Below are 21,512 nucleotides of genomic sequence, written 5' to 3'. Positions count from 1 at the left end.
GATCACTGCATGACCGACGCACCGCTTCTGATCGCCTGCCCCAGCTGCGCGGCGATGAACCGCGTGGCGGCCACGCGCCTGCACGAGGCGCCCAACTGCGGCAGCTGCCACCGGCCGCTGTTCCAGCGCGCGCCGGTCGCCTTGTCGGCGGCCGACTTCGACAAGCACGCGGTACGCAGCACGCTGCCGCTGGTGGTGGATTTCTGGGCACCGTGGTGCGGGCCGTGCCTGAGCATGGCGCCGCAATTTGCCGCAGCCGCCGCCACGCTGGAGCCACAGGTGCGGCTGGCCAAGGTGGACACCGACCTGCATCCGGCGCTGGGCACGCGCTTTGGCATCCGCAGCATCCCCACGTTGCTGGCCATCCAGGGCGGGCATGAGATCGGCCGGCATTCCGGCGCAGTGAGCAGTGCGCAGATCGTCAGCTGGGTGCGGTCGGTCCTGAGCAAGCGGTGAGGCAACAGGCCAGCTGCGCATGCACGCAGCTGACCTGTGGACACACGGCAACTATCACTGCGACGCATCCGCCGCAGTGACTGCACTCAAGGTGTCAACCCATCATTGCCAGTTGACGTTGACCGACACGCCCACGATACGCGGCTCGTTGTACACCGCCGCCATGTAGTTCTCGATCACGCCCTTGACGTTCTTTTCGTTGGTGATGTTGCGCGCAAACGCCGCCACTTCCCATGCTCCGTAGCCGCCGGTGTAACCCAGCTTGAGGCCGCCTTCGAAGTTGCCGTCGGCGCGGAACTCGGTGGAGTCGTACAGCACGAAGCTGGTCTCGCCCTGCTTGTTCCAGTCGGTGGACACGAAGAACGCGCCATCGTTGCCCATGGGGATGTCGTAGCGCGCAGCCAGGTTGAGGTTGTACTTGGGCGCGTTGGGCAGCGGGTTGCCGTCGATCTGCGCAAAGGTGTTGGCGCCCACGCGGATGGTGGGATCGTTGACCGTGCACACCACCACGCCATTGAGCGCGCAGGCCTGCGCGAACACGCGCTTGTCGTTGATTTCGCTGTGCAGCAGGCTCAGGCCGGCGGTCAGCGAGAGGTTGGAGATCGGGCGCCAGTCCAGGTCCGCTTCCAGACCGTAGGCCTTGGCCTTGTCGGCATTGAACAGCACACCATTGCCGTCCGAGTCGTTGCCGTTGAGCTGGATGTCATCGACGGTGTAGGTGAAGCCGCTGACATTCAACCGCAGGCGATTGTCGAACAGGCTGCTCTTGATGCCGGCCTCCCACGACAGGATGGTTTCCGAATCGGCGGTGGTGAAATCCGAATTGAACACTGCGCTGCGGCCCTGGATGGTGGGGCCACGGAAGCCGCGTGCCACGCGTGCGTATACGCTCAGCTGCGGGTCGATTGCATACATCGCGCTCAGGTCCCAGCTGGGCTGGGTGTCGGACATGCGCACGTCGCGACGGCCACGGTAGGTCACCGCACCGGCGGCGGTATCGGCGGTCTTGAGCAGGCGGGTTTGCTTGGTGTCCTTGGTCTGGCGGATGCCGGCGGTGAGCGTCAGCGCGTCGGTGGCCTTGTAGCTGAGCTGGCCGAAGCCGGCCCACGAGGTATTGGTGTTGCGCAGGCGCACCCAGTTGTTCGGGTTGCGCGCGGCGGTCTGCAGGAAGAAGGCACGCTGATAGAAATCGGTGGTGTCGCGGCCATCGAAATAGAACGCGCCCATCTGCCATTGCAGTGCGGCGTCGCCTTCGCTGGCCAGGCGCAACTCCTGGGTGTACTGGTCCAGGTCGCGGATCTGCCCCATCGACTGGCCGAACCCGTTGGGCACGCCGTTGACCGGGAAATTGGCAGCCGCGCCGCCATCGGTGTCGCCACGGCTGAAGCCGGAGGTGGTTTCGTAGGCGGTGATGGAGGTCAGCGACACGCCACCGAAATCGTAGACCGCCTTGATCGAGCCGCCATCGGTTTGATAGGCCTGCGGGTTGTCGTGCGCTTCATCGTAAGCCACGCGGTCGCGCGGCACATCGACCTTGTCGCTGCCGCGGGTGACCGCGTTGCGCAGGAACAGCGTGGAGGTGCCGTCGTAGTCGCGCGTGTGCACCGAGCCCAGCAGCGAGAACGCTTCGCTGGGCTTGAGCAGCACCTGCAGGCGCACGTTGCGGTCGTTGTAGCCGCCCATCGCGTCCTTGCGCGGGGTACGCGTGCCATCGGCGCTGCTGCCGGCAAAGGTGTTGTCCACCCAATCGTCGCGGTGCTGGTACAGGGCCGACACGCGGAACGACAGCACGTCGTTGATCGGCCCACCGAAACCGCCGTCCAGCGACACAGTGTTGTAGCTGCCGTAGCTGGCATCGAGACGGCCGGTATAGGTATCGCCCGGTTTGACGGTGTCGAACTTGACGATGCCGGCGGTGGTATTGCGGCCGAACAGAGTGCCTTGCGGGCCGCGCAGCACTTCGATCTGGTCCACGTCGTAGACCGGGTTGGACTTGAGCACCACGTGCTCCAGCACCACGTCGTCCTGGATGATGGACACCGGCTGCGAGGCGCCGAGGTAGAAGTCGATATTGCCCAGGCCGCGGATATAGAAGCGCGGGAAGATGCGCCCGGTCGTGGTCTCGGCATAGAAGCCCGGCACGCGGCCGGACAGCGCCAGCAGCGTGTCGTCGCCACCGGCGGTGTACTCGCGCATCGCCGCGCCTTGCACCACGCCCACCGACACCGGCACCTCCTGCAGGTTCTGCTCGCGGTGCTCGGCGGTGACGGTGACGGCATCCAGCGCGGTCGGGCTGCCCTCGCCCTGGCTGCTCGGCGTTTGCTGCGCCGATGCGGCGGCCGCCATCGAGGCCAGCAGCAGGCCGGCGCAGGCACGCGCCAGCGGCGTGCGCTGCGGAGCGATGCTACGAGCAGCGGCGTGCGGGGCGGCGGACGTCAGCGACGGGGAGACAGACGAGTACAACGACATGCGGGAGGATCCTTGGGATGAGACGCGGAAGTGAGTGCGTTCGGCATGGGCATGCCGGAGGGAGGCGCAGCATGGCGCCGCGCGCACGATATGTCAGCAATGTTGCAGCGGCGTGGCAGACGTCCACCGACGCAGATCGGTGCGGTCGCGGACGCCATGCCACGCCCGCGCAGCACCTCGCACCCTCCTGCCTCGCCCGGTCGCGAGCTGTCATGCTGGCCGGGCTGGCGCCGCGCCAGGGCTGAGCATCGGAGAACTGTCTTGAAACACTGGCAGCCCGCGAAAAGGCAGGCCTGGCAGTGGTCGCCAAGGAGAGTCACTTTCTGGCGGCCACGTTGGTGCGCGACGACGCCGGTGCCTCGGTGGCGCCGTATCGCCGCATCGCGGTTGCCTGGCACTGCGCAGCCCGTGGCAGACACAACGCCATGCGAGCCAAACAAGCGCGCCATCGCGCTGCGGCGCCATTGGCGGTGAGGCCGCGGCAACCGCAGCGGCGCGCGCCGCTGCGCCCTACGTGCGCGCCTGCGCGCTGCTGTCGAGCATCTGCCCGACCGTGTTGAGCAGGTCGTTGAGGCTGAAGGGCTTGGGCAGCAGGGCCATGCCGTCGGCCAGAAATTCCTGCCGGGTGATTGCGTTTTCGGCGTAGCCGGTGACGAACAGGATCGGCAACGCGGGCCGCAACGTGCGCGCCACATCGGCCATGTCGCGCCCGTTCATGCCCGGCAGACCGACATCGGACACCACCAGGTCGATCGGCACATCGCTGCGCAGCTGCTCCAACGCACCGGTAGCGTCTTCGGCTTCGACCACCTGATACCCGGCGTCGCTGAGCACCTCGCTCACCATCATGCGCACCACATCGGTATCGTCCACCAGCAGGATGCGCTCGTTGCGCGCGCGCGGCGTGCTCGGCGCCGGCGCCGGTGCCACCTCGCCTGCCGACAGCCCCCGCGGCAGCAGCAACGCCACCGTGGTGCCCTGCCCGACCTCGCTGCTGATCCGCGCGGTGCCACCGGACTGGCGCGCAAACCCGTAGGTCATCGACAGGCCCAGCCCGGTGCCTTCGCCGATCGGCTTGGTGGTGAAGAACGGCTCGAAGACCTGGCTGAGGATGGCCGGTGCGATGCCGCTGCCGTTGTCGATGACGTTCACCGCCACGTATTCGCCGTCCTCCAGCTCGGGGTCCTGGTGCGCGGTATAGGCGGCCGTCTGCACACGGATGGTGCCGTGCCCCTGCAGTGCGTCGCGGGCGTTGATCACCAGGTTGAGCACCACGTTCTCGAGCTGGTTGGCGTCGGCAATCGCCACCAGCGAGCCATCGGCCAGCTCCAGCTCCAAGGCGATGTTCTCGCCGATGGAACGGTGCAGCATGTCTTCCAGCGAGCGCACCCGCAGGTTGACGTCGAATGGTTGCGCATCCAGCGATTGCTTGCGCGCAAACGCCAGCATGCGCTGGGTCAGTGCCGCTGCACGGTGCGCCGATCCGGTGGCGATCTCGGCCAGCCGCGGCACCCGCTCGATGCGGTTGGATTCCACCGCCAGCTGGATCATGTCCAGGCCGGAAATGATGCTGGTCAGCAGGTTGTTGAAGTCATGCGCGATGCCGCCGGTGAGCTTGCCCAACGCTTCCATCTTCTGCGCCTGCAGCAGCTGGATTTCGGTGCGCTGGCGCTCGGCGATCTGGTGCGCCAGTTCGGTGGTGGCGGTATCCAGCTCCTGGCGCTGTTCGCGCTCGCGCAGGCGTTGTTCGGTGACATCTTCCACCAGCAGCAGGCCCAGGTCCGGCTCGCGGTACGGCGACACCCGCCATTCGGTCTCGCACAGCTTGCCCTCGCGCAGGAGCGACACCGCGCCGCTCCAGCGTTCACGCCGGGCCAGTGCGGTGGTCAGCGCCTGCACCGTGGCCGCCTGATCCAGCCCGGCCGCGCGAATCGCCTCGCCCGGCGTGGCGCTGCCGATCAGGCGCTGGAAGGCCGCATTGAGTTCGTGTGTCTGCAGGTTGGCATCGACCACCGCAATCGGCGCGCTGATGTGTTCGAACATCTCGCGAAAGCGTGCCTCGCTGACCCGCAGTGCCTCCTCGGCGTTGCGCGCGCGCAACAACGTACGCAAGGTGGCGACCAGCACGTTGGGGTCGACCGGATGGATCAGGTACGCATCGGCACCTGCATCCAGGCCGGTGATCATGTCGCCGGTGGCGATCGAGGCGGCCGACACATGCACCACCGGCAGCAACGCGGTGCGTGGCTCGGCGCGCAAGGTGCGCACGATGTCGAAGCCGCTCATGTCCGGAAGGTTGACGTCCAGCACCACGCCGGCAAACGACTGCGCGGCCAGCTTGGCCAGACCCTCGGCGCCGGTGCCGGCCTCCTCGACCACGAACCGATGGTGTTCGAGCACGCGCCGCACCGAATACCGCGTCACCGCGTTGTCGTCGACGACCAGAATGTGCTGCCTGCTGCTCACGTTGCGTTCTCCGCTGCCAGCGTCACCGGCAACACCACGAAAAATTCCGAGCCCTGCCCGACCACGCTGTTGATGCCCACCCGGCCGCCCAGCAGCTCGGCGAAGCGCTTGCAGATCGACAGCCCCAGCCCCGTCCCGGTCAGGCGCTTCTGCAGCGGCGAGTCCACCTGTACAAAATCCTCGAACAACGCATCGTGAAGCTCGGGCGCAATGCCGATACCGGTGTCCTGCACGCTGAAGCGCACGTGGCTGTCGCCTTCCAGCTGCGCCAGCACGCGCACGTGGCCTTGCGGGGTGAACTTGAGCGCATTGGAAATGAAGTTGCGCAGGATCTGCGCCAGCTTCTTGTCGTCGGTATAGAGCATCGGCAGCACCGGCGGATCTTCGAAGATCAGCGTGGTGGTGCCGACATCGGTGAGCGGGCGAAACATGCCGCGCAGCGCGGCGAACAGGTCCATCAGGTCGAACCAACCCGGCGAAATGGTGATGCGGCCGGCCTCGATCTTGGCCAGGTCCAGCAGGTCGTCCACCATCTCGGTGAGCTCGCGCGCCGACGCGCTGACAAAGCGCACCTGCTTGAGTTGTTCGTCGTTGAGCGGGCCGTCCATGCCATCTTCCAGCAGCCGCGTGATGCTCAGGATCGAGCCCAGCGGGGTGCGGAATTCGTGGCTCATGTACGACAGGAACCGGCTCTTTAGCTCGGACACCTCGCGCAGCTGCTCGGCCTGCTGATCGAGCTCGGCATACAGGGCCAGCACGCCCTGGTTGGTTTCTTCCAGCTCCTCGCGCAAGGCCTGGTTCTGCTGGCGCAAGGTGGCAAGTTCGGTGTCAGCCGCGTGGCCCGATGCCGCATCGGATGAATTCATTGCATGCCTCCCAGGCGCATGACGAAGACGCAGGCATCGTCGCGGCCGCGCGCGTAGTCGCGCAACAGCACGGCGGCGATGATGCGTGGATGGCGCGACAACAGCGCAGGGTGGTCGCGCAGGTTCCAGCGCGATTGCAGGCCGTCGCTGTGCATCACCAGCAACTTGCCGGCGGCCTGCGGAAAATCGAACGGCTGCGCCTTGCGAAATTGCACCCCCACGATGCCCGGATGCGAGGGCATGCCGCGCGCGCCATCGCCATCGCAGAGCGCCGCACCGAGATTACCGACGCCGGCAAAGCGCACCTGCCCGCTGCTGCCGTCGAACTGCATGACCGCCGCCGCACCGCCACGGGTGCCGCACATGCCCGCATGCAGTCGCGCGATGCGCTCGCCAGGCTCACCGCTGGCCGTCGCCGCCACCCGGATGCCGGCATCGGCGGCATCGACCGCGCCCGGCCCATGGCCCAGACCATCGATCATGGTGACCGTCACACGTGACCCATCGACGCCCAGGTGCCAGCCATCGCCGCACACCACTTCGGTGTGCAGCGGGAGCCGGATCGCGCCATACGGCAGGTCGGGCGTGGCCTGCGCATCGGCATACACCCGCGCCAGCACCACCGCGCCGGTGGCGTCCGAATACGCGTCCAGCACCGCGGCATGCCGCTGCACCGCACCCAGGCCGTTGCCCGGTGTGCTGCCGGTGGAATAGCCGTCCGGCAGACAATCGGCGAGCACGAAGCCCGGGCCCCAGTCGATCGAACACAGCTCCACGCCGAGGCCACCGCGCCCGGCCACGGTGCACAGGTGCAGTTGCCCGCCGCCGCCGTGATTGAGCAGGTTGGTGCACAGCTCGGTGGCGACCAGCGCAACACGTCCGCAGGCGTCCTGGTCGAATCCGCTGGCCTGGGCAAGCGCCACCGCATCGCGGCGCACCTGCCCCACCTGGGTCACTTCCTCGACACGGATGACCTGGGTGAGCGCACCGGCAACATTCACTTCCATTTGGTGATGGTGATGCGCGTGCCCTTCCCCGCAGCGCTGTCCAGCACGAAGTCGTCCACTAGCCGCCGGCTGCCGGACAGGCCCAGGCCCAGCCCGCTGCCGGAGGTCCAGCCGTCGGTGAGCGCAAGTTCCAGATCGGGGATGCCCGGGCCGTCGTCGCGGAAGGTCAGCTGCACGCCCTTGCGGATGCCGCTTTCCACCACCGCCCAGTCCATGTCGCCGCCGCCGCCATAGATCACCGTATTGCGCGCCAGCTCGCTGGCGGCGGTGACCAGCTTGGTCTGGTCGACCAAGCGCAGGCCGCACTGCACCACCAGCTTGCGCACGGTCTGCCGCGCCAGCACCACATCCTGCTCGGTGCGCACCGGTTGCGAGCCGGCGCTCATGACGATGCGTTGGGTTGTTGCAGCAGCCGCATGCCGCGTTCGACATCGAGCGCGGTGCGCACCGAAGGCAGGGTCAGGCCCAGCTCGACCAGGGTGATCGCCACCGCCGGCTGCATGCCGACCACCACGGTCCTGGCGCCCATCAGCGCGGCCAGCCCGGAGATGGTGCTGATCATGCGGCCGATGAACGAATCGACGATATCCAGCGCGGAGATGTCGATCAGCACGCCACGCGCCGAGGTGGCGCTGATCTTTTCCGACAGGTCTTCCTGCAGTTGCAGCGCGAGCTGGTCATGCATGTCCACCTGGATGGTGACCAGCAACAGGTTGCCCATCCGCAGGATCGGGATGCGCTCCATGTCAGTCTGCCCTGCTGACGGTCAGGCCGGTGCGCTTGAGCGCCAGCGCCAACGCGTCGGCCAGGTTGGCCTTGGTCACGATGCCCTGCAGATCCAGCCCCAGATGCACGATGGTCTGCGCAATCTGCGGGCGCACGCCGCTGATGATGGCATCGGCGCCCATCAACCGGATCGCGGTGACGGTCTTGAGCAGATGCTGCGCCACCAGCGTGTCCACGGTGGGCACGCCTGTGATGTCGATGATGGCGATTTCCGAACCGGTGTCGACGATGCGCTGCAACAGCGATTCCATCACCACCTGGGTACGTTGCGAATCCAGCGTGCCGATCATCGGCAGCGCCAGCACGCCCTCCCACAGTTTCACCACCGGCGTGGACAGCTCCAGCATCTCTTCCTGCTGCCGCACGATGATGTCTTCGCGGGTCTTCTGGAACGCCTTGACGGTGTACAGACCCAGGCGGTCGAGCAGTTCGGACAGCGCCCACAGCTGCTGCCCGAGGTCATCCGGCGTGCTGGCGTATTGGCGCTGCACCAGTTCGAACAGCACGCGTTTGAGCGAGAAAATGAAGTTGGCGGTTTCCTGCGAATCGAAGCCGCGCGTGGCGCGATCGCGCGAAAGCGTCTCCAGGAAGCGCCGCACTTCGCTCCACTCGGCGCTGTCGAGACTGCTGCCGTCGTCCTTCAGCGAGGCGACCAGCAAGCGCAGGAAGTCCGCGCCCTGGGCCTGCAGATCCTGCCGCGAGATGCGCGCATCGTTGCCAAGGCCCGACCCCAGCCAGGCGGCCAGCAACGCGGCTTCCTGGTCACGAATCGCGTCGATCGAGCGCTGCTGCAGTGCCACCATGAGATCACCCGCCAAGTAAAAGTAGAGAGGCTGGGCATGCGGGCTGGACTGCGCCCTGTCCGACGCGGCGCCCCCACGCCGATGCGCAGCAGAGTAAAGCAATTCAGATTCGGCAACCAGCACGCAAATCTGTAGCGGTCAGAGGACGCCACCGCGGCAGTTTGACATTGCAGCGCCACCATCGAACGTGCGCCGGGCCACGCCTGCAGACAACGCCCGCGCGGCGCATCGATGACGTCCGGAGCGGGCCGCCGCGACGGCGGCGTGCCTCTGTCCTGCTGCATCGGTGCGAACGGCACCACCCTGCATCCGTCCTTCGCATCGGCGCGTTCCCGAAGTCGACGGCCGCGAGGCGTAGTTGCCGGTTGCCTCGTCCAGGACCCGCACGAAGCAGACCAGGTGGCGGCCGACGGGCAGATGGCGCTGGTGATGATCGGCCGTGCGCACCTGGCCAACCCGCAGTGGCCGTCTCCGGCGGCACTGGCACTGGGCCAGGTACGCCCGTCGTGGGTGCTGCCGGCCTCCTGCGCGCACTGGCTGGAGCGCTACGGCAAGCGCAGTTGATCGTCGGCATGCTGCAAGGGTGCCGCTGGATGCGGCAGCCTCGCAGCCAGCGCAGCGTGTGACCCACCGGCTGCCCTACAGCCCGTAGCGCTCCACCGCATCCAGATGCGGGCGCGGATCCTGATCGCAGGCCTCGGCCAGGCGCAGCCAGCACATCGGGTGCGACCAGCGCGAGGTCGTACACCGCAAGACGCGATGCAATTCCTGCGGCGAGACGTTTTCCGGAAGCGCCACCGTGAACAACACTCCCGGCAGACCCGAGGTGGGGTCCTCCGGATCGAACGCCTCCGGGTGTTCCGGGTCGACCACGCGGTAGTCCGCGCGGCTATGCCGCCACAGCTTCCATCCACGCATCTCCAGGTCGGCACGCAAGGCCTCGACCACCTCTTCTCCCGGGTCCACACCATCCACCAGCCAGCTGCTGCCGTAGCCGCCGGTCTGCAGCACGTGCACCTGCGCATAGGTCGGCACGAAGCGCTCGCGCTCGGCGTCGTCGTCCGGCGCCGGGTACAGCAACTCGGCATCGAACACGACCCAATCGCCCACATGCTGGCGGCGGTGCGCGGGCGCGTTTTCGATGATGCGCGCCGTCACCGGACCGGTGCGGCGCGCGTAGTACTCGGCCACTTCGCCATCGTCGACGCAACGCACGATCACCCAGCCCCAGTCTTCCTCGACCACCCCGCTGGTGCTGCTCAGTTCCATGCCGATCGCCGCTGCCGAGGCCCGCACCGCGTCCCAGTCCTGCGCGGCGCTGGCCGCGGTCATGTGGTCCCAGTACGCCGAACGTGGCTCCTCCATCAGCGCGATCAACTGGCGATACACCGCGGCCGCCTCGGTAAAACGGCCGATGGTGAGATACATGCGCGCCAGCAATCCGCGCGCGCCATGCGAGCCCGGGGAAAGTTCCAGCAGCGCCGTGCAGGCCTGCTCCAGCGCCGGCCAGTCGGCCAGCCGCTGGGCCAGTTGCGCCTCGCACCACAACGCCACCACCGGCACCTGCGGGCGATACAGCAGCGCCAGGCGGCGCACACCGGCATCGTCGCCACGGCCCAGCAATAAATTCATCAGGCGGAAGGTCGGACTGGTTTCGTGGTCGGCATGCCGCTGCACGAAAGACCACAGCAGCGCGATGGCCTGCTCGTCCGCCGCGCAGGCGCTCAGCGCCGATGCCGCGGTGTCGACCAACTCGGCGTCGTCGGGGCGCTCGTCGGCCGCCTGCAACAGCCATTGCGCTTCACGCTCCGGGTTACGCACCACCTCGTCGCCCTGCGCGTTCAACCACGCCAGCAACTGTGCGGCTGGCACCGGTGGCGCCTCGCCGGTGGAGGCCGCCTCGATACGCGCGGCCCAGCCATCCAGCGCCTGCGTCGCGCCACGGTCCTGGCGCAGCTTGGACGCATGCGTGCGTGCCAGGACCAGATGCCGGCGCGCGGTCCACACCGCGCCGCGCTGCAGTGCCAGGTCGATCGCCAGCTCGGCCGCCTCGATCAGAATGCGATGGGCGCCGACCTGCGCGTAATGATCGAGCATCAGCTGCAGGCGGCTGCCCAGATCCCAGGTGTTGCGTGCAGGCGCGCGCGCGACCAGCACCGCCACCGCGCGCAGCCAGTGCAGGCGATACCGCGGCGCCACCTCGCGCCACGGCAGCAGCGACTCCATCGCTTCGTCATCGCGATGCAACATGGCCAGCGCGCGCGCCTTCTGCAAGCGACGTGGCTGACTGCAATTGGCCCACTCCGCGCCTTCGCGCGCCGCGTCGCGTTCGCGTTGTTCGATCAGAGCCAGCGCCTCGTCTGCACGCCCCAGCGACAGCAGGATCGAGATGCGCATGTCCGGCACGCCATCAAAGATCTCGCCGCTGTGCGCAACGATGGCCTGCGATTGTTGATCCAGGTACGCCAGTGCAGCGTCGCCACGACCGTCGTCGAGCAGGGCATCGGCCTTTTCGCAGCTCAGGCACTGATAGCACGACCAGCTCGGGTCGATGCGGCCCAGGGTTTCGTCGCAGACCTCGATACGCTCCTGCACCCAGCCGGGGCCATCGATATTGGCGTAGCACGCCGCCAGGTCCTGCGTCACGCACACCGATTGCGGGCACTCCACTGCATCGGCACGGTGCGCCCGCTCGAACAAGGCCACCGCATCGCCCAGCGCACGCTCGCCCTCGCACAGATTGCCGACCCGGTTGCGCATCTCCCAGTGGCCGACGAACACCTCCAGCCACGGGTTGGCGAGCGTCTTGCCCAGCGCACGCGCCTCGGGCAACAGGGCCTCGGCGCGCTCGATTTGCAGATCGCAGATATGGTCGGTCAGGCGCGTCAGCAGCTGCGCGTTCTGCGGCTGCCCGGCGTCGCCCAGGTCGTCCTGCAGCTTTTCCACCCAGTTCCAGATTTCCATCGCGTGCGTCCTTCAGTGCGGCGCTCAGCGCGCCAGCAATTGCGTCACGGCCCCGGCAAGATCGCCGAACGCCTGGTTGAGATCCGGACCGCCCGACGCGCTGCCGCCGGGCGGCGGCTGCGTGCGCCCCTGTGCCGACACGATCACTTTGAGCGAGCGCAGCAGACGCGCGGCAACCGCTGCCTGGGGGTTGCCGGCGCGCTGCGCGGCCAGCAATGCCTGCAACGCCGGGTTGTCCAGATTGAGATACAGCCGCTGGGTCTGACGTGCTTCGATGCGCGCGGTGAACTGGCGCGCCAGCCGCAATGCGGCGGTGGACACCCGCTTGTCGTTTTCGTCCTGCTCCAGCCGGCGTTTGAGCTCGGCCTCGCGGTCGGGCACCACCACCAGCGGCAGTTCTTCGGGGCTGAAGCGCGCCGGCACCAGGGCTTCGCCATCGCCCAGGTGCTGTTCCAGCCACGCCAGTTCGTCGGCCGGCAACGTGTCCAGATGGAACAGTTGGCGGTTGCCGTGCTCGGTGCCCAGTTCGACCAGCCGCACGCCCTTGGCCTGCGCCCAGCGACGCAGGAACGGCACCACCGCATAGCGGTTTCCATAGGCCACCGGCACGCCCATCGCACGGAACAACATTTCCTCGAAACCGCCGTCGCTGTCGAGGATCACATGCACCGCGCCACGCGCCGGCAACTGCTGCGCCGGCAGGTCGCCCTGCGAGGTGGGTACGCGCACGTGTTCCAGCAGCAGTTCGAACAGGCGCTCATCGCACAGCGCCGCGCCTAGCAATGCTTCGTTGTGCCGCAACAGGATGCGGCGCCACGCCTCCGGTTGCTGGCGCGCCACCTCCGCCAGCCCCTGCACCAGCGCCTCGGACAAGGCATGCTGCACCGCGCTGTAAACCGTGTCGCGCTGCAGATCCTCGCGGCTTGCGGTCGGGGTCAGGCGGTTGGATTCGATCACCCCGCCGATGAAGCCCGCCCACGGTGGCAGCAGTTCGCGCGCATTGTCGTCCAGCAACATGCCACGCAAAAACACCGACAGATTGCGGTTGTCGCTGGTGCCATAGGTTGCGCCGTCCTGCACCCACAGCAGGCCCACCGCATCGCTGCCATCGTCGGCACGTACCGGCATGCAGCAGAGCGGTTCGAAGTTGCGCTCGAAGCGTGCCGCGAACTCGCGTTGCCGGCGCCACGCCTGCACCGGATGCAGCGGCACCGCATCGTGCGTGCGCCACGGCGGCGGCTCGGGATTGATCGGCTGCGCATCGGCGCCGACCCAGATCGGCTCGCGCAGCAATGCGCAGTAACGCGACAGGATCTCGTGCAGCCGCCCCTGCAGCGCCAATGGCAGATATTGCTCATGCAGTTCCAGCACCACCTCGGTGCCCACCTGGGCACGCGCCGGAATCGGGCTCACCGTGTAGTGCTCGGCATTGCTGGAGATGTAGCAATGGCCCAACGTCGGGCTCTGGTAGGAGGTGGTGCGCACGGTGACGCGCCGTGCCAGCACGAAGGCAGACAAGAACCCCAGCCCGAACATGCCGATCAAACCGCTGTCTTCATGCCCGCCCTGACGCAGCCCGCGGGTGTATCCCACCCCGACGGTGGCCAGATAGTCGTGGATTTCCTGCTGGGTGAGCCCGGCACCGGTATCGATGATGCGCACGATGCCCTGCGCCGGATCGGCCTGCACATGGATACGCGACTCGCCATGCCAATCAGGCTGCTCCAGGCGGCGGCGCAGAATCGAATCGTGCGCGTTCTGCACCAGCTCGCGCAGCGCGACCACCGGCGTGGAATACAGATGCTTGCTGAGGACGGACATCAGTCCATTGAGATCGACGCCGGCGCGGCGGATCTGTGAGGCGTCCGTCGCCTCGGAGATGGGATCTTGCATGATCGTCGTCGTTTCCTTGGCGGCCACGCCCGTCCTCGGACGCGCCTCCTGATGGCAGTGCGAGCCGGCAAGGATAGCCGCTGGCCATCTTGTACGCACGTCTCACTTCGGCTCCTGCCCTACCGTGCGTACAGCCAACGGCGCCTGTCTCCGGTCATCGAAAACGACGCGCCACGGCCCGGCATGCGCACCGGGCCGCGGCCGGCTCGACTAGCGCTGCAAGGTTTCCATCGGCGCCTCGTTGAAGTGCTGGCGGTACCCCTTGGCCAGCGCTGAACGACTGCCAACGCCCCAGCGGCTGGCCGCCTGCAGCACACTGCCGCATCCGCCGTCGGCCAGCAGTTCGTCGCGGATGCTCTGCATGCGGTAACGCCGCAGGACCTGGGTCGGCGACAGCCCGGTGGCCGACTTGAACGCCTGCTGCAGCGCGCGCCCGGTCACCCCGATCTGCGCGGCGACTTCATTGATCGACAGATCCGAGCGGTGCGCGTTGGTGATCATGTAGCTATACGCGCGCCGGTACTTGGCCGGCAACCGCGCGGAGATGTCGTCGCTCACATGCGCAGGCGTGCCGCTTTCCAGCAGCCGCGGCGCCTGCACTTCGCTGCGCAGGCATTGCACCGCACCCAGCGCGTAGCGGTTGTACAGCAGCAAGGCCTGTTCGGTACGACCCAGCGCCTGGCTGATCTTGGCCTGGCAATACTCGTACTCCAGATTCCAGCGTGGCGCGTGATGCCGCCCGGCGCCGGCCAGCGCACGCTCGGCCAGATCGGCCCGGCCCACCGCCAGCGCCGCCAGCGCCAGCTCCACCTGCGCATCCTGTCGTGCGCACGGCGGGCAGCCGTTCGCCGCCGCCGGCAATGCATCGATCTGGGCGTCGAAACCGAACGTGTCGCCGCCGGCAATCCGCAGCAGGTTGCGGACATGCCGCATGCGCTGCGCAAGCACCGGCATGCTCTCGGCAAGATCGGCAATGCAGGCCCGCAGTTCGCTGGGCTCGAACGCATGCGCGGCATCGTCCTGGCGCAGCGTGGCCTGCCAGAACACGTGGTCGCTCATGCGGTCGGCACGGCGGATGCGCAACTGCGCAATCATGTCCAGCCGCAACGCGGTGGTGATCCGCAGCCAGTCCGAGGCTCCGCTTTCCAGCTCCGCCAGCACCTCGTGCGCCCGCTCCAGGGTCTGCAGTGCCAGCGTGCTCTGGCCAAGGTGGAAATGGGTCAGCGCCTTGCCCAGCAGGCTCTCGCCGCCCAGGCAGGCGGGGGTATCGCGATCCATCGCCAGCTGCGCGAAGCAGTTCAATGCAGCGCTGAGTCGGCGCTGGCTGAGCATCAACCACGCGGTATTGCGGCAGGAGAGCAGCCGCAGTTGCCGCTGATGGCCACGCATTGCCTTCAGTGCGTGGCGGTAGGCATCTTCGGCCTCTTCCTGGTACTCCAGGATCAACAACGCATCGCCGCTGGCACCGAGCAGGGCGACCTCATCGTCGGTTCCCTCGGGCGCGGCCTGTCCATCACGGCGTTGTTGAAGATGTTGCAGACCTTGCGGCCAGGCACCAACCAGCATCCTGCTTGTATAGGTAGGAAGACGATCTGCGTACGACAAGGCAGAAATCGCTGCGAAGTAGGTGGAAAGGATCATGCCGGGCTCTCTCATAGGGGGATGAGCAAATGACAACAGCGCGCCGCTCTCGCTGGCGCAAACGATTGTATGCAGCGGATCCAATGGAATTTCTCACCTGGGAGCACCGCAAAAATCAAAAAATCTCACTCTGTCCACCACCGGCGCTGCCGTGCGTTTTGCATAAGCGCCGCTACAGTTTGCGTACGCCAGAGAATGTCTAGCGCAGGACATTGCAACCGATTCGAGCGTGTATCGAAGACACGTTGGCGGCACTTCCTGCGCGCTCGTTGCACAACGTCTGCCAACACATCACCTCGATATGGATTTTGGGCGGTTAGCTGTCGCATCGCATCGGCACGTGTGATGATCCAGAGCATTCAACGCACGCGCGTCGGCCACTCATAACCGAAGTCACTTTCTGGTTACCGACCCCGCGAACCTATTCCAAGTGCGATGCGCGAGTGTCCTAATCGCAATACCCTGGTCTAGACCTCTCATGACCAATTCCATGGCTGCGCCCAGCCACCTGCACAGCTGGAGCCGCCAGGATTGCGCTGCCAACTGCGCGCTATGCGTCTTCCGTGTCGCGCATGCCCTGTGCGTAAGAGCTGCATTGCGCATACATGAGCGCAAGCTAAAGCGCGGCTACCCGAACCCGAAGAAAAGTGCGCAGCAGTGAAACTTTCTGCCCTTGGAATGGTACATACCATTCGTCCGACCTCGGTCAGACCCTTCCCCCGGCAGCCCGATGGTATGGCGATGCACTTATCCAGAGATGTGGGTTTCAACATGGTGCCAACCGCCCATTGCCGGCATCCAATGCATGGCCTGTCTGCGTGCCAGCACGGGAAGGCCGGCTGATGCACGGCAACGCCTCCGGGAAGCAGGGATCGGCTTTCCTGTTGACGCAGGACGCGCGCCTGGCCTCGCAGGTCAATGCGAGCCTTGCCCCGCTGACTCCCCACGTTGCGGTGTTTTCCGATGAACTGGAACTCTTGCGGACGCTGCGGCATTCGCCCTGCGAGCTGCTGATCTTCGACGCCACTTGCGTGACCTCGGACGACAGCTCGGTGCTGGCCTGGCAGCGCTGCCACAGCGGCCATCCCACGCCACTGATCGTGCTGGGGCGGTTCGACTGCCCGAACGACATCCTGGCCTGGTACCAGTCCGGCGCACAGGAAGTGTTAGCGCTCCCATTCAACTCGCACGAGCTGCAAGTGCGTGCGGCGTTGGCGGTCAGCCCGGCGCCCCAGGCCTGCCAGGAAGCCCAGCACCTGAGTGTCGGCCCGTACCAACTCGTGCGCGAGGAAAACACCGTCTACCTGCATGGCAAGCCGATCGTGCTGACCTCGCGCGAATTTTCGATTGCCTGGCTCCTGTTCTCCAGCCCTGGCGTGTGCTTCCGCCGCTGCCAGTTGGCCAAGGCGGTCTGGGGTAGCCACACCGAATTCACCGACCGCACGATGGAGCAGCACATCTACAAGCTGCGCAAGAAACTGCAGCTGTGCAATCACAGTGGTGCGGTACGTATCCGGACCGTGTATTCGCACGGATACAAGCTGGAACTTGCCTCATCAGACAAGGATCCGCTTTTGCCAGGTAAGAGCCTGAGTGCAACCACTGCGCATCATTCGGCTGCCTGCTGAGCAAGCTGCCGATGAGTTCGTGCCTCATGCCATGCGCCGCGCCGTAGACAACCGGCCGCGTAAACGACGATGGCGCAGGGGATGCCTGCGCCATCGCTCGATCACGCTTGAACCAGCTGCTTACAGCTTCGGGTTTTCGCCGTACTGATTCGGGCCGGGCGTGCCTTCCAGGCACATGAAGACCAGCACGACAAGACCGCCGACGTACGGCACGAAGCTGATCAGATAGAACCAGCCCGACTTGTCCTGGTCATGCAGGCGACGCACCGTCACCGCGATGCTCGGCACCATCATCGCCAATACCACGATCATCATGATGGCGAACACCAGCCACGCCAGCGGGCCGGGGTTGCCGTCGCCGCCCATGACCGCTGCCGCAATACCGAACATGATGGTCAAGACGACCAGGATGATCGCCTGCAACAGCATGAACATCCAATATTCCTTGCGACGCGAACGCCCTTCGAAGTCGGCATAGCGCTTGAGCGGCAACAACATCCATTCCATTGTGTTTCTCCAGTTCGGGCAGTCAGCGGTGTTTGTGATCCGCTGCTCACTGCAGCGGCCGCGCATGTTGCCATAGCGCACATCGGGTGAAAACGGTTTCTGTCTCCACAGATGCAGATGACACCGGGCCAGCCGACAGACGGTCGCAGCCTCGGTAGAGGCCGTTTCTGCCGGGACGGCGCACTGTCCGGCAGGCTGGACTCGTAAGGCGTCCGGTGTCAGGCGACAGCGCAACCGCCTGCTGCAACTGTTCGCGGAGCCCCGCCCGGCAACGGGCCGACCGGGTTGTCCTCGTGCAGGCTGCCCGCACGAATCAGGCGGGAATGCCGCTACTCTGCCGCCGCTTCCAGCGCCTGGCTCAGCCGCTCCACCGCGACGATCTCCATGCCCTTGATGCTGGCAGTCTTGGGCGCGTTGGCCCGGGGCACGATTGCGCGCTTGAAGCCATGGGTGGCGGCCTCCTTCAACCGGTCCTCGCCATTGGGCACCGGGCGGATCTCGCCGGACAGGCCCACTTCGCCAAAGGCAATGGTCTTCTCGGACAACGGCCGGTCGCGCAACGAGGACAGCACCGCCAGCAGCACCGGCAGGTCGGCCGCGGTTTCCTGCACGCGAATGCCGCCCACCACGTTGACGAATACGTCCTGATCGCCCACCACGATGCCGCCGTGCCGATGCAGCACTGCCAGCAACATCGCCAGGCGGTTCTGCTCCAGCCCCACGGCGACCCGCCGCGGATTGGACAAGGGGGATGCATCCACCAGCGCCTGCACTTCCACCATCAACGGCCGGGTGCCTTCGCGGGTGACCATCACGCAACTGCCCGGCTGCTGGGTACTGCCGCCGGACAGGAAAATCGCCGACGGGTTGGAGACCTCCTTGAGGCCCTTCTCGCCCATCGCGAACACGCCCAGCTCGTTCACCGCACCGAAGCGGTTCTTGAACGCGCGCAACAAGCGGAACCGGCTGCCGCTCTCGCCTTCGAAATACAGCACCGCATCAACCATGTGCTCGAGTACGCGCGGGCCGGCAATGCCGCCCTCCTTGGTGACATGGCCCACCAGGAACACGGCGGTGCCGGTCTCCTTGGCGAAGCGCACCAGCCGCGCCGCGCTCTCGCGTACCTGGCTCACCGAGCCCGGCGCTGCGGTCAACGACTCGGTCCACAAGGTTTGAACCGAATCGGCCACGATCAGCTTCGGCCGCGCCACGCTGGCATGCTGCAGGATGTTTTCGATGCCGGTTTCGGCCAGGGCGTTCAGGCCTTCCAGCGGCAGGTCCAGGCGCACCGCGCGCCCTGCCACCTGGGCCAGCGATTCTTCGCCGGTCACATACAACACCGGCAACGTGGAGGCCATGCTCGCCAGAGCCTGCAGCAGCAGCGTCGACTTGCCGATGCCCGGGTCGCCGCCGATCAGTACCACTGCGCCCTCGACCAACCCGCCGCCCAACACCCGGTCGAACTCGCCAATGCCGGTGGACACGCGCGCCTGCTCGGTCTGCTGCACATCCTTGAGTGCCATGATTTTGGGCGCTTCGGCCTTGCCGGCCCAGCCGCTACGCCGCGATGCCGCTGGCGATGCCTTGCCGCCCGGCGTGGCGCTTTCGAGCACGATTTCGCTCAGCGTGTTCCAGACACCGCATTCGGTGCACTGCCCCTGCCACTTGGTGTACTCGGCGCCACACTCGCCGCAGACATAGGCCGTCTTCGCCTTCGCCATCGCTCTTGCCCATCGTTATTGAAGCAGCAGGATAGTGGCTGACGGTCTCAGTGTGCGCGACGCGAGCTTTGCGGGATTCGGGATTCGGGATTCGGGATTCGGGATTCGGGAGTCGGGAGTCGGGAGTCGGGGATCGGGGATCGGGGATCGGGGATCGGGGATCGGGGATCGGGGATCGGGGATCGTCAAAGTCAAAGACGGCCTGGTGCGCTATGCAATGACGTGCGCGCAGACGATGGCCATGTGCTCGGCTGCTGTCCATCTCGGATCACATCGACGCATCAATGCAAAAAAGCTGCCTGACCGGTACGAGCAGTCAGGCAGCTTCGGCTCCACTACTCCCACGGTGCGGAACGCCGTGGGAGTGCATGACTTAGCGTGGCTTGTACAACTCGCTCAGGCGATCCGGCTTGCCGGCGATGCGTTCCAGATGCGGGTACAACAGCCCGCCGTGATAATCGAGGCGCACGGTGTCATAGCGGTCCAGGCGCTTGACCAGCAGTTCGATCGGCGTGGTGGTGCCCTTGGCCGCCTTGATGGCGTCCTTGATCACGTCTGCGCTGAAAGCGCGGCCATTCACCGCCACGATGGTATTGCCGGTAATCAGGCCCGCATTGAACGCAGGGCCGTCCCACAGCACATCGCTGATATCACCCGAGGCTTTCAAGGACAGGCCAAGCGAATAGGTCAGGCTGACGTCCTTGTCGTCGCTCTCGTCGGCCTTGGTCGCCAGGTTCGGCTCCTCGGTGTAGACCAGCTTCCAGCCATTGGCCTCGATGCCGCCATTCAACGAGCCGTGTCCGTCCATGCGCTCGCGCAACAGACTCGCCCAGTCGTATGGTGCAACGCCGTTGAGCGTGCTCACGATATCGTCGAAGGTGTACGGGTTGACGTCCCAATCGCCGTTCTTCATGCCGAAGAACGCCTTGCCGAAGTCGTCGATGGAGCGCTTGTTGTTGGTCAGCGCGCGCAGCTTGCTGTCCACCTCCAGCCACATCATCTGGCCGCCGGAATAGTAATCCTCGCTCATCTGATAGTTGCGGTACGCCTTCGGGCGGCGCATCGACATGGTCGGATCGTTGGTGGTGTCCTGCACCGTGCGCCAGGCCATGCCGGGGCGACCACGCTCGTACTGGGCCGCCACGCCGGCCAGCATGTCGCGCGCCTGGTCCTGCGTCCACAGGCCGGACCGCGCAGCCATCACTTCGCCCCAGAACTGGGTCTGGCCTTCGTACAACCACAGCAGGCTGTCGCCCATTGGCACGTTGAAATTGGGCGTGGCCAGGTCGGCGCCACGGCGGTACTTGCCGTTCCAGGAATGGTTGAATTCGTGCGCGAGCAGGTCGCGCCCGGTCCAGCTCTTGTCCCACTCGGTGAAGTAGGTCGGCACGCCGCTGTTTTCGCTGGAGCGATGGTGCTCCAGCCCGATGCCGCCCAGCTTTTTGGTCAGCGCCAGCAGGAATTCGTAATGATCGAAATGCCGCGCGCCATAGAGCTTGTCCATCTGCTGCACCAGCGCCGCATGCGCCTTGATCTGCTCGGGCTTGGCCTCCAGCGACTTGGCTTCGTCGGCAAACACATTGAGATAGACCGGCTGTTTGCCGGTACTCAGCTCCACGCGCTTGTAGTACTTGCCGGCGAACATCGGCGAATCGACCAGGTCGTCGAAATCGATCGGCTTGAAGGTCACCGTGTCGCCCACGCGGCGGTCGGTTTCCAGCGCCGTGGCATAGCTCCAGCCGGCCGGCAAGGTGACGCTGGCCTGCGCCTTGATGTTGCGTGCGAAATAACCGGCCGGATACAGCGCGGTGGTGTTCCACTGCAGGTTGAGCATTTCCGGGGTCATCATCACCCGGCCCTGGGTGGGAGCCTGCGGCGAGAGAAACTTGAACTCGGCGGTCAGCTCGGTGGCGCCCTGCGGCACGTCCACCTTGAACGCGTAGACATCGAACTGGTCGCGCGTCCATGGCGCCACCTTGCCATCGACCTTGATCACCAGACCGGCCAGCTTGTCGATCGGGCCGGTCGGCGAGTGGTTGCCGGGAATCCATTGCGGGTACAGCAACGTCATCGGGCCGGGCTTGGCCGGCATGGTGGTCTTGACCTTGAAGACGCGGTGCGCCAGATCGGTGGCATCCACGTCGATCTTCAAGGTGCCGTCGAACGGCACGTCCTGCGGCGGTGCGGTTTGCGCGGCCGCAGGCAACGACAGTGCCGCCAGCAACGACACGGACAACAGGGTGGGCATCTTCATCGCAACTCCGCAGGGACCTGGAACAGGCAAGCCCACGATGCTAAGCGCCCG

The 21,512-nt window shown here is 66.1% G+C and carries 16 protein-coding genes; 3 read left to right on the top strand and 13 right to left on the bottom strand.

The features are described from left to right. Positions 1–9: 9 nt before the first annotated feature. Complete coding sequence (gene trxC, locus ABQZ09_RS01420; protein WP_184552438.1) at positions 10–456, top strand: thioredoxin TrxC; 447 nt, start codon at positions 10–12, stop codon at positions 454–456. Positions 457–558: 102 nt separating this feature from the next. Here the strand turns inward: trxC and ABQZ09_RS01415 are convergent, their stop codons facing one another. From ABQZ09_RS01415 to ABQZ09_RS01385, 7 genes are all read right to left on the bottom strand, one after another. Continuing rightward, positions 559–2,925, bottom strand: a complete 2,367-nt coding sequence (locus tag ABQZ09_RS01415) for a TonB-dependent receptor (RefSeq protein ID WP_349775927.1) — start codon at positions 2,923–2,925, stop codon at positions 559–561. A 510-nt stretch (positions 2,926–3,435) separates the two neighbouring features. Then, positions 3,436–5,391 carry a response regulator gene (locus ABQZ09_RS01410; protein WP_349775926.1) on the bottom strand — a complete coding sequence of 652 codons (1,956 nt, stop codon included), beginning with the start codon at positions 5,389–5,391 and terminating at the stop codon, positions 3,436–3,438. Further along, complete coding sequence (locus ABQZ09_RS01405) at positions 5,388–6,257, bottom strand: sensor histidine kinase (RefSeq protein WP_039410106.1); 870 nt, start codon at positions 6,255–6,257, stop codon at positions 5,388–5,390. Before ABQZ09_RS01405 ends, ABQZ09_RS01410 begins: the two co-directional genes overlap by 4 nt. Further along, positions 6,254–7,264, bottom strand: a complete 1,011-nt coding sequence (locus ABQZ09_RS01400) for an ATP-binding protein (RefSeq protein WP_349775925.1) — start codon at positions 7,262–7,264, stop codon at positions 6,254–6,256. Before ABQZ09_RS01400 ends, ABQZ09_RS01405 begins: the two co-directional genes overlap by 4 nt. Further along, on the bottom strand, positions 7,255–7,650 hold the full coding sequence (locus ABQZ09_RS01395; protein WP_039410100.1) for an ATP-binding protein: 396 nt from the start codon (positions 7,648–7,650) through the stop codon (positions 7,255–7,257). The genes ABQZ09_RS01400 and ABQZ09_RS01395 overlap by 10 nt, the downstream gene beginning before the upstream one ends. Further along, complete coding sequence (locus ABQZ09_RS01390; protein WP_039410097.1) at positions 7,647–8,009, bottom strand: STAS domain-containing protein; 363 nt, start codon at positions 8,007–8,009, stop codon at positions 7,647–7,649. Before ABQZ09_RS01390 ends, ABQZ09_RS01395 begins: the two co-directional genes overlap by 4 nt. 1 nt (position 8,010) lies before the next feature. Next, the gene (locus ABQZ09_RS01385; RefSeq protein WP_349775924.1) at positions 8,011–8,853 is read right to left on the bottom strand and encodes an STAS domain-containing protein; all 843 of its coding nucleotides are present in this window, start codon (positions 8,851–8,853) and stop codon (positions 8,011–8,013) included. Between the two features lie 399 nt (positions 8,854–9,252). Here ABQZ09_RS01385 and ABQZ09_RS01380 point away from each other — a divergent pair, with 399 nt between their 5' ends. Then, positions 9,253–9,417: a hypothetical protein gene (locus ABQZ09_RS01380; protein ID WP_349775923.1), complete on the top strand. Its 165-nt coding sequence runs from the start codon at positions 9,253–9,255 to the stop codon at positions 9,415–9,417. Positions 9,418–9,492: 75 nt separating this feature from the next. Here the strand turns inward: ABQZ09_RS01380 and ABQZ09_RS01375 are convergent, their stop codons facing one another. From ABQZ09_RS01375 to ABQZ09_RS01365, 3 genes are all read right to left on the bottom strand, one after another. After that, positions 9,493–11,817 carry a tetratricopeptide repeat protein gene (locus tag ABQZ09_RS01375; RefSeq protein WP_349775922.1) on the bottom strand — a complete coding sequence of 775 codons (2,325 nt, stop codon included), beginning with the start codon at positions 11,815–11,817 and terminating at the stop codon, positions 9,493–9,495. Positions 11,818–11,841: 24 nt separating this feature from the next. After that, on the bottom strand, positions 11,842–13,710 hold the full coding sequence (locus ABQZ09_RS01370) for an ATP-binding protein (protein ID WP_349775921.1): 1,869 nt from the start codon (positions 13,708–13,710) through the stop codon (positions 11,842–11,844). A 210-nt stretch (positions 13,711–13,920) separates the two neighbouring features. After that, the gene (locus ABQZ09_RS01365; RefSeq protein WP_349776101.1) at positions 13,921–15,276 is read right to left on the bottom strand and encodes a helix-turn-helix transcriptional regulator; all 1,356 of its coding nucleotides are present in this window, start codon (positions 15,274–15,276) and stop codon (positions 13,921–13,923) included. Positions 15,277–16,193: 917 nt separating this feature from the next. Here ABQZ09_RS01365 and ABQZ09_RS01360 point away from each other — a divergent pair. Beyond that, positions 16,194–16,979, top strand: a complete 786-nt coding sequence (locus tag ABQZ09_RS01360; protein ID WP_228313939.1) for a winged helix-turn-helix transcriptional regulator — start codon at positions 16,194–16,196, stop codon at positions 16,977–16,979. Between the two features lie 120 nt (positions 16,980–17,099). On the opposite strand, the gene ABQZ09_RS01355 is transcribed toward ABQZ09_RS01360, so the two are convergent. From ABQZ09_RS01355 to ABQZ09_RS01345, 3 genes are all read right to left on the bottom strand, one after another. Next, positions 17,100–17,486, bottom strand: coding sequence for a DUF805 domain-containing protein (locus ABQZ09_RS01355; protein WP_184552449.1), 387 nt, complete (start codon positions 17,484–17,486; stop codon positions 17,100–17,102). Between the two features lie 329 nt (positions 17,487–17,815). Then, complete coding sequence (radA, locus tag ABQZ09_RS01350) at positions 17,816–19,207, bottom strand: DNA repair protein RadA (RefSeq protein WP_349775920.1); 1,392 nt, start codon at positions 19,205–19,207, stop codon at positions 17,816–17,818. 373 nt (positions 19,208–19,580) lie between these two features. After that, a complete protein-coding gene (locus tag ABQZ09_RS01345; RefSeq protein WP_349775919.1) occupies positions 19,581–21,461 on the bottom strand; it encodes a M61 family metallopeptidase in 1,881 nt (626 codons plus the stop codon). Between the last annotated feature and the right edge of the window lie 51 nt (positions 21,462–21,512).

Source organism: Xanthomonas sp. WHRI 6106 (assembly GCF_040202405.1).
Classification (GTDB): Bacteria; Pseudomonadota; Gammaproteobacteria; order Xanthomonadales; family Xanthomonadaceae; genus Xanthomonas; species Xanthomonas cannabis.
This window is presented reverse-complemented; position numbering and strand designations above follow the sequence as displayed.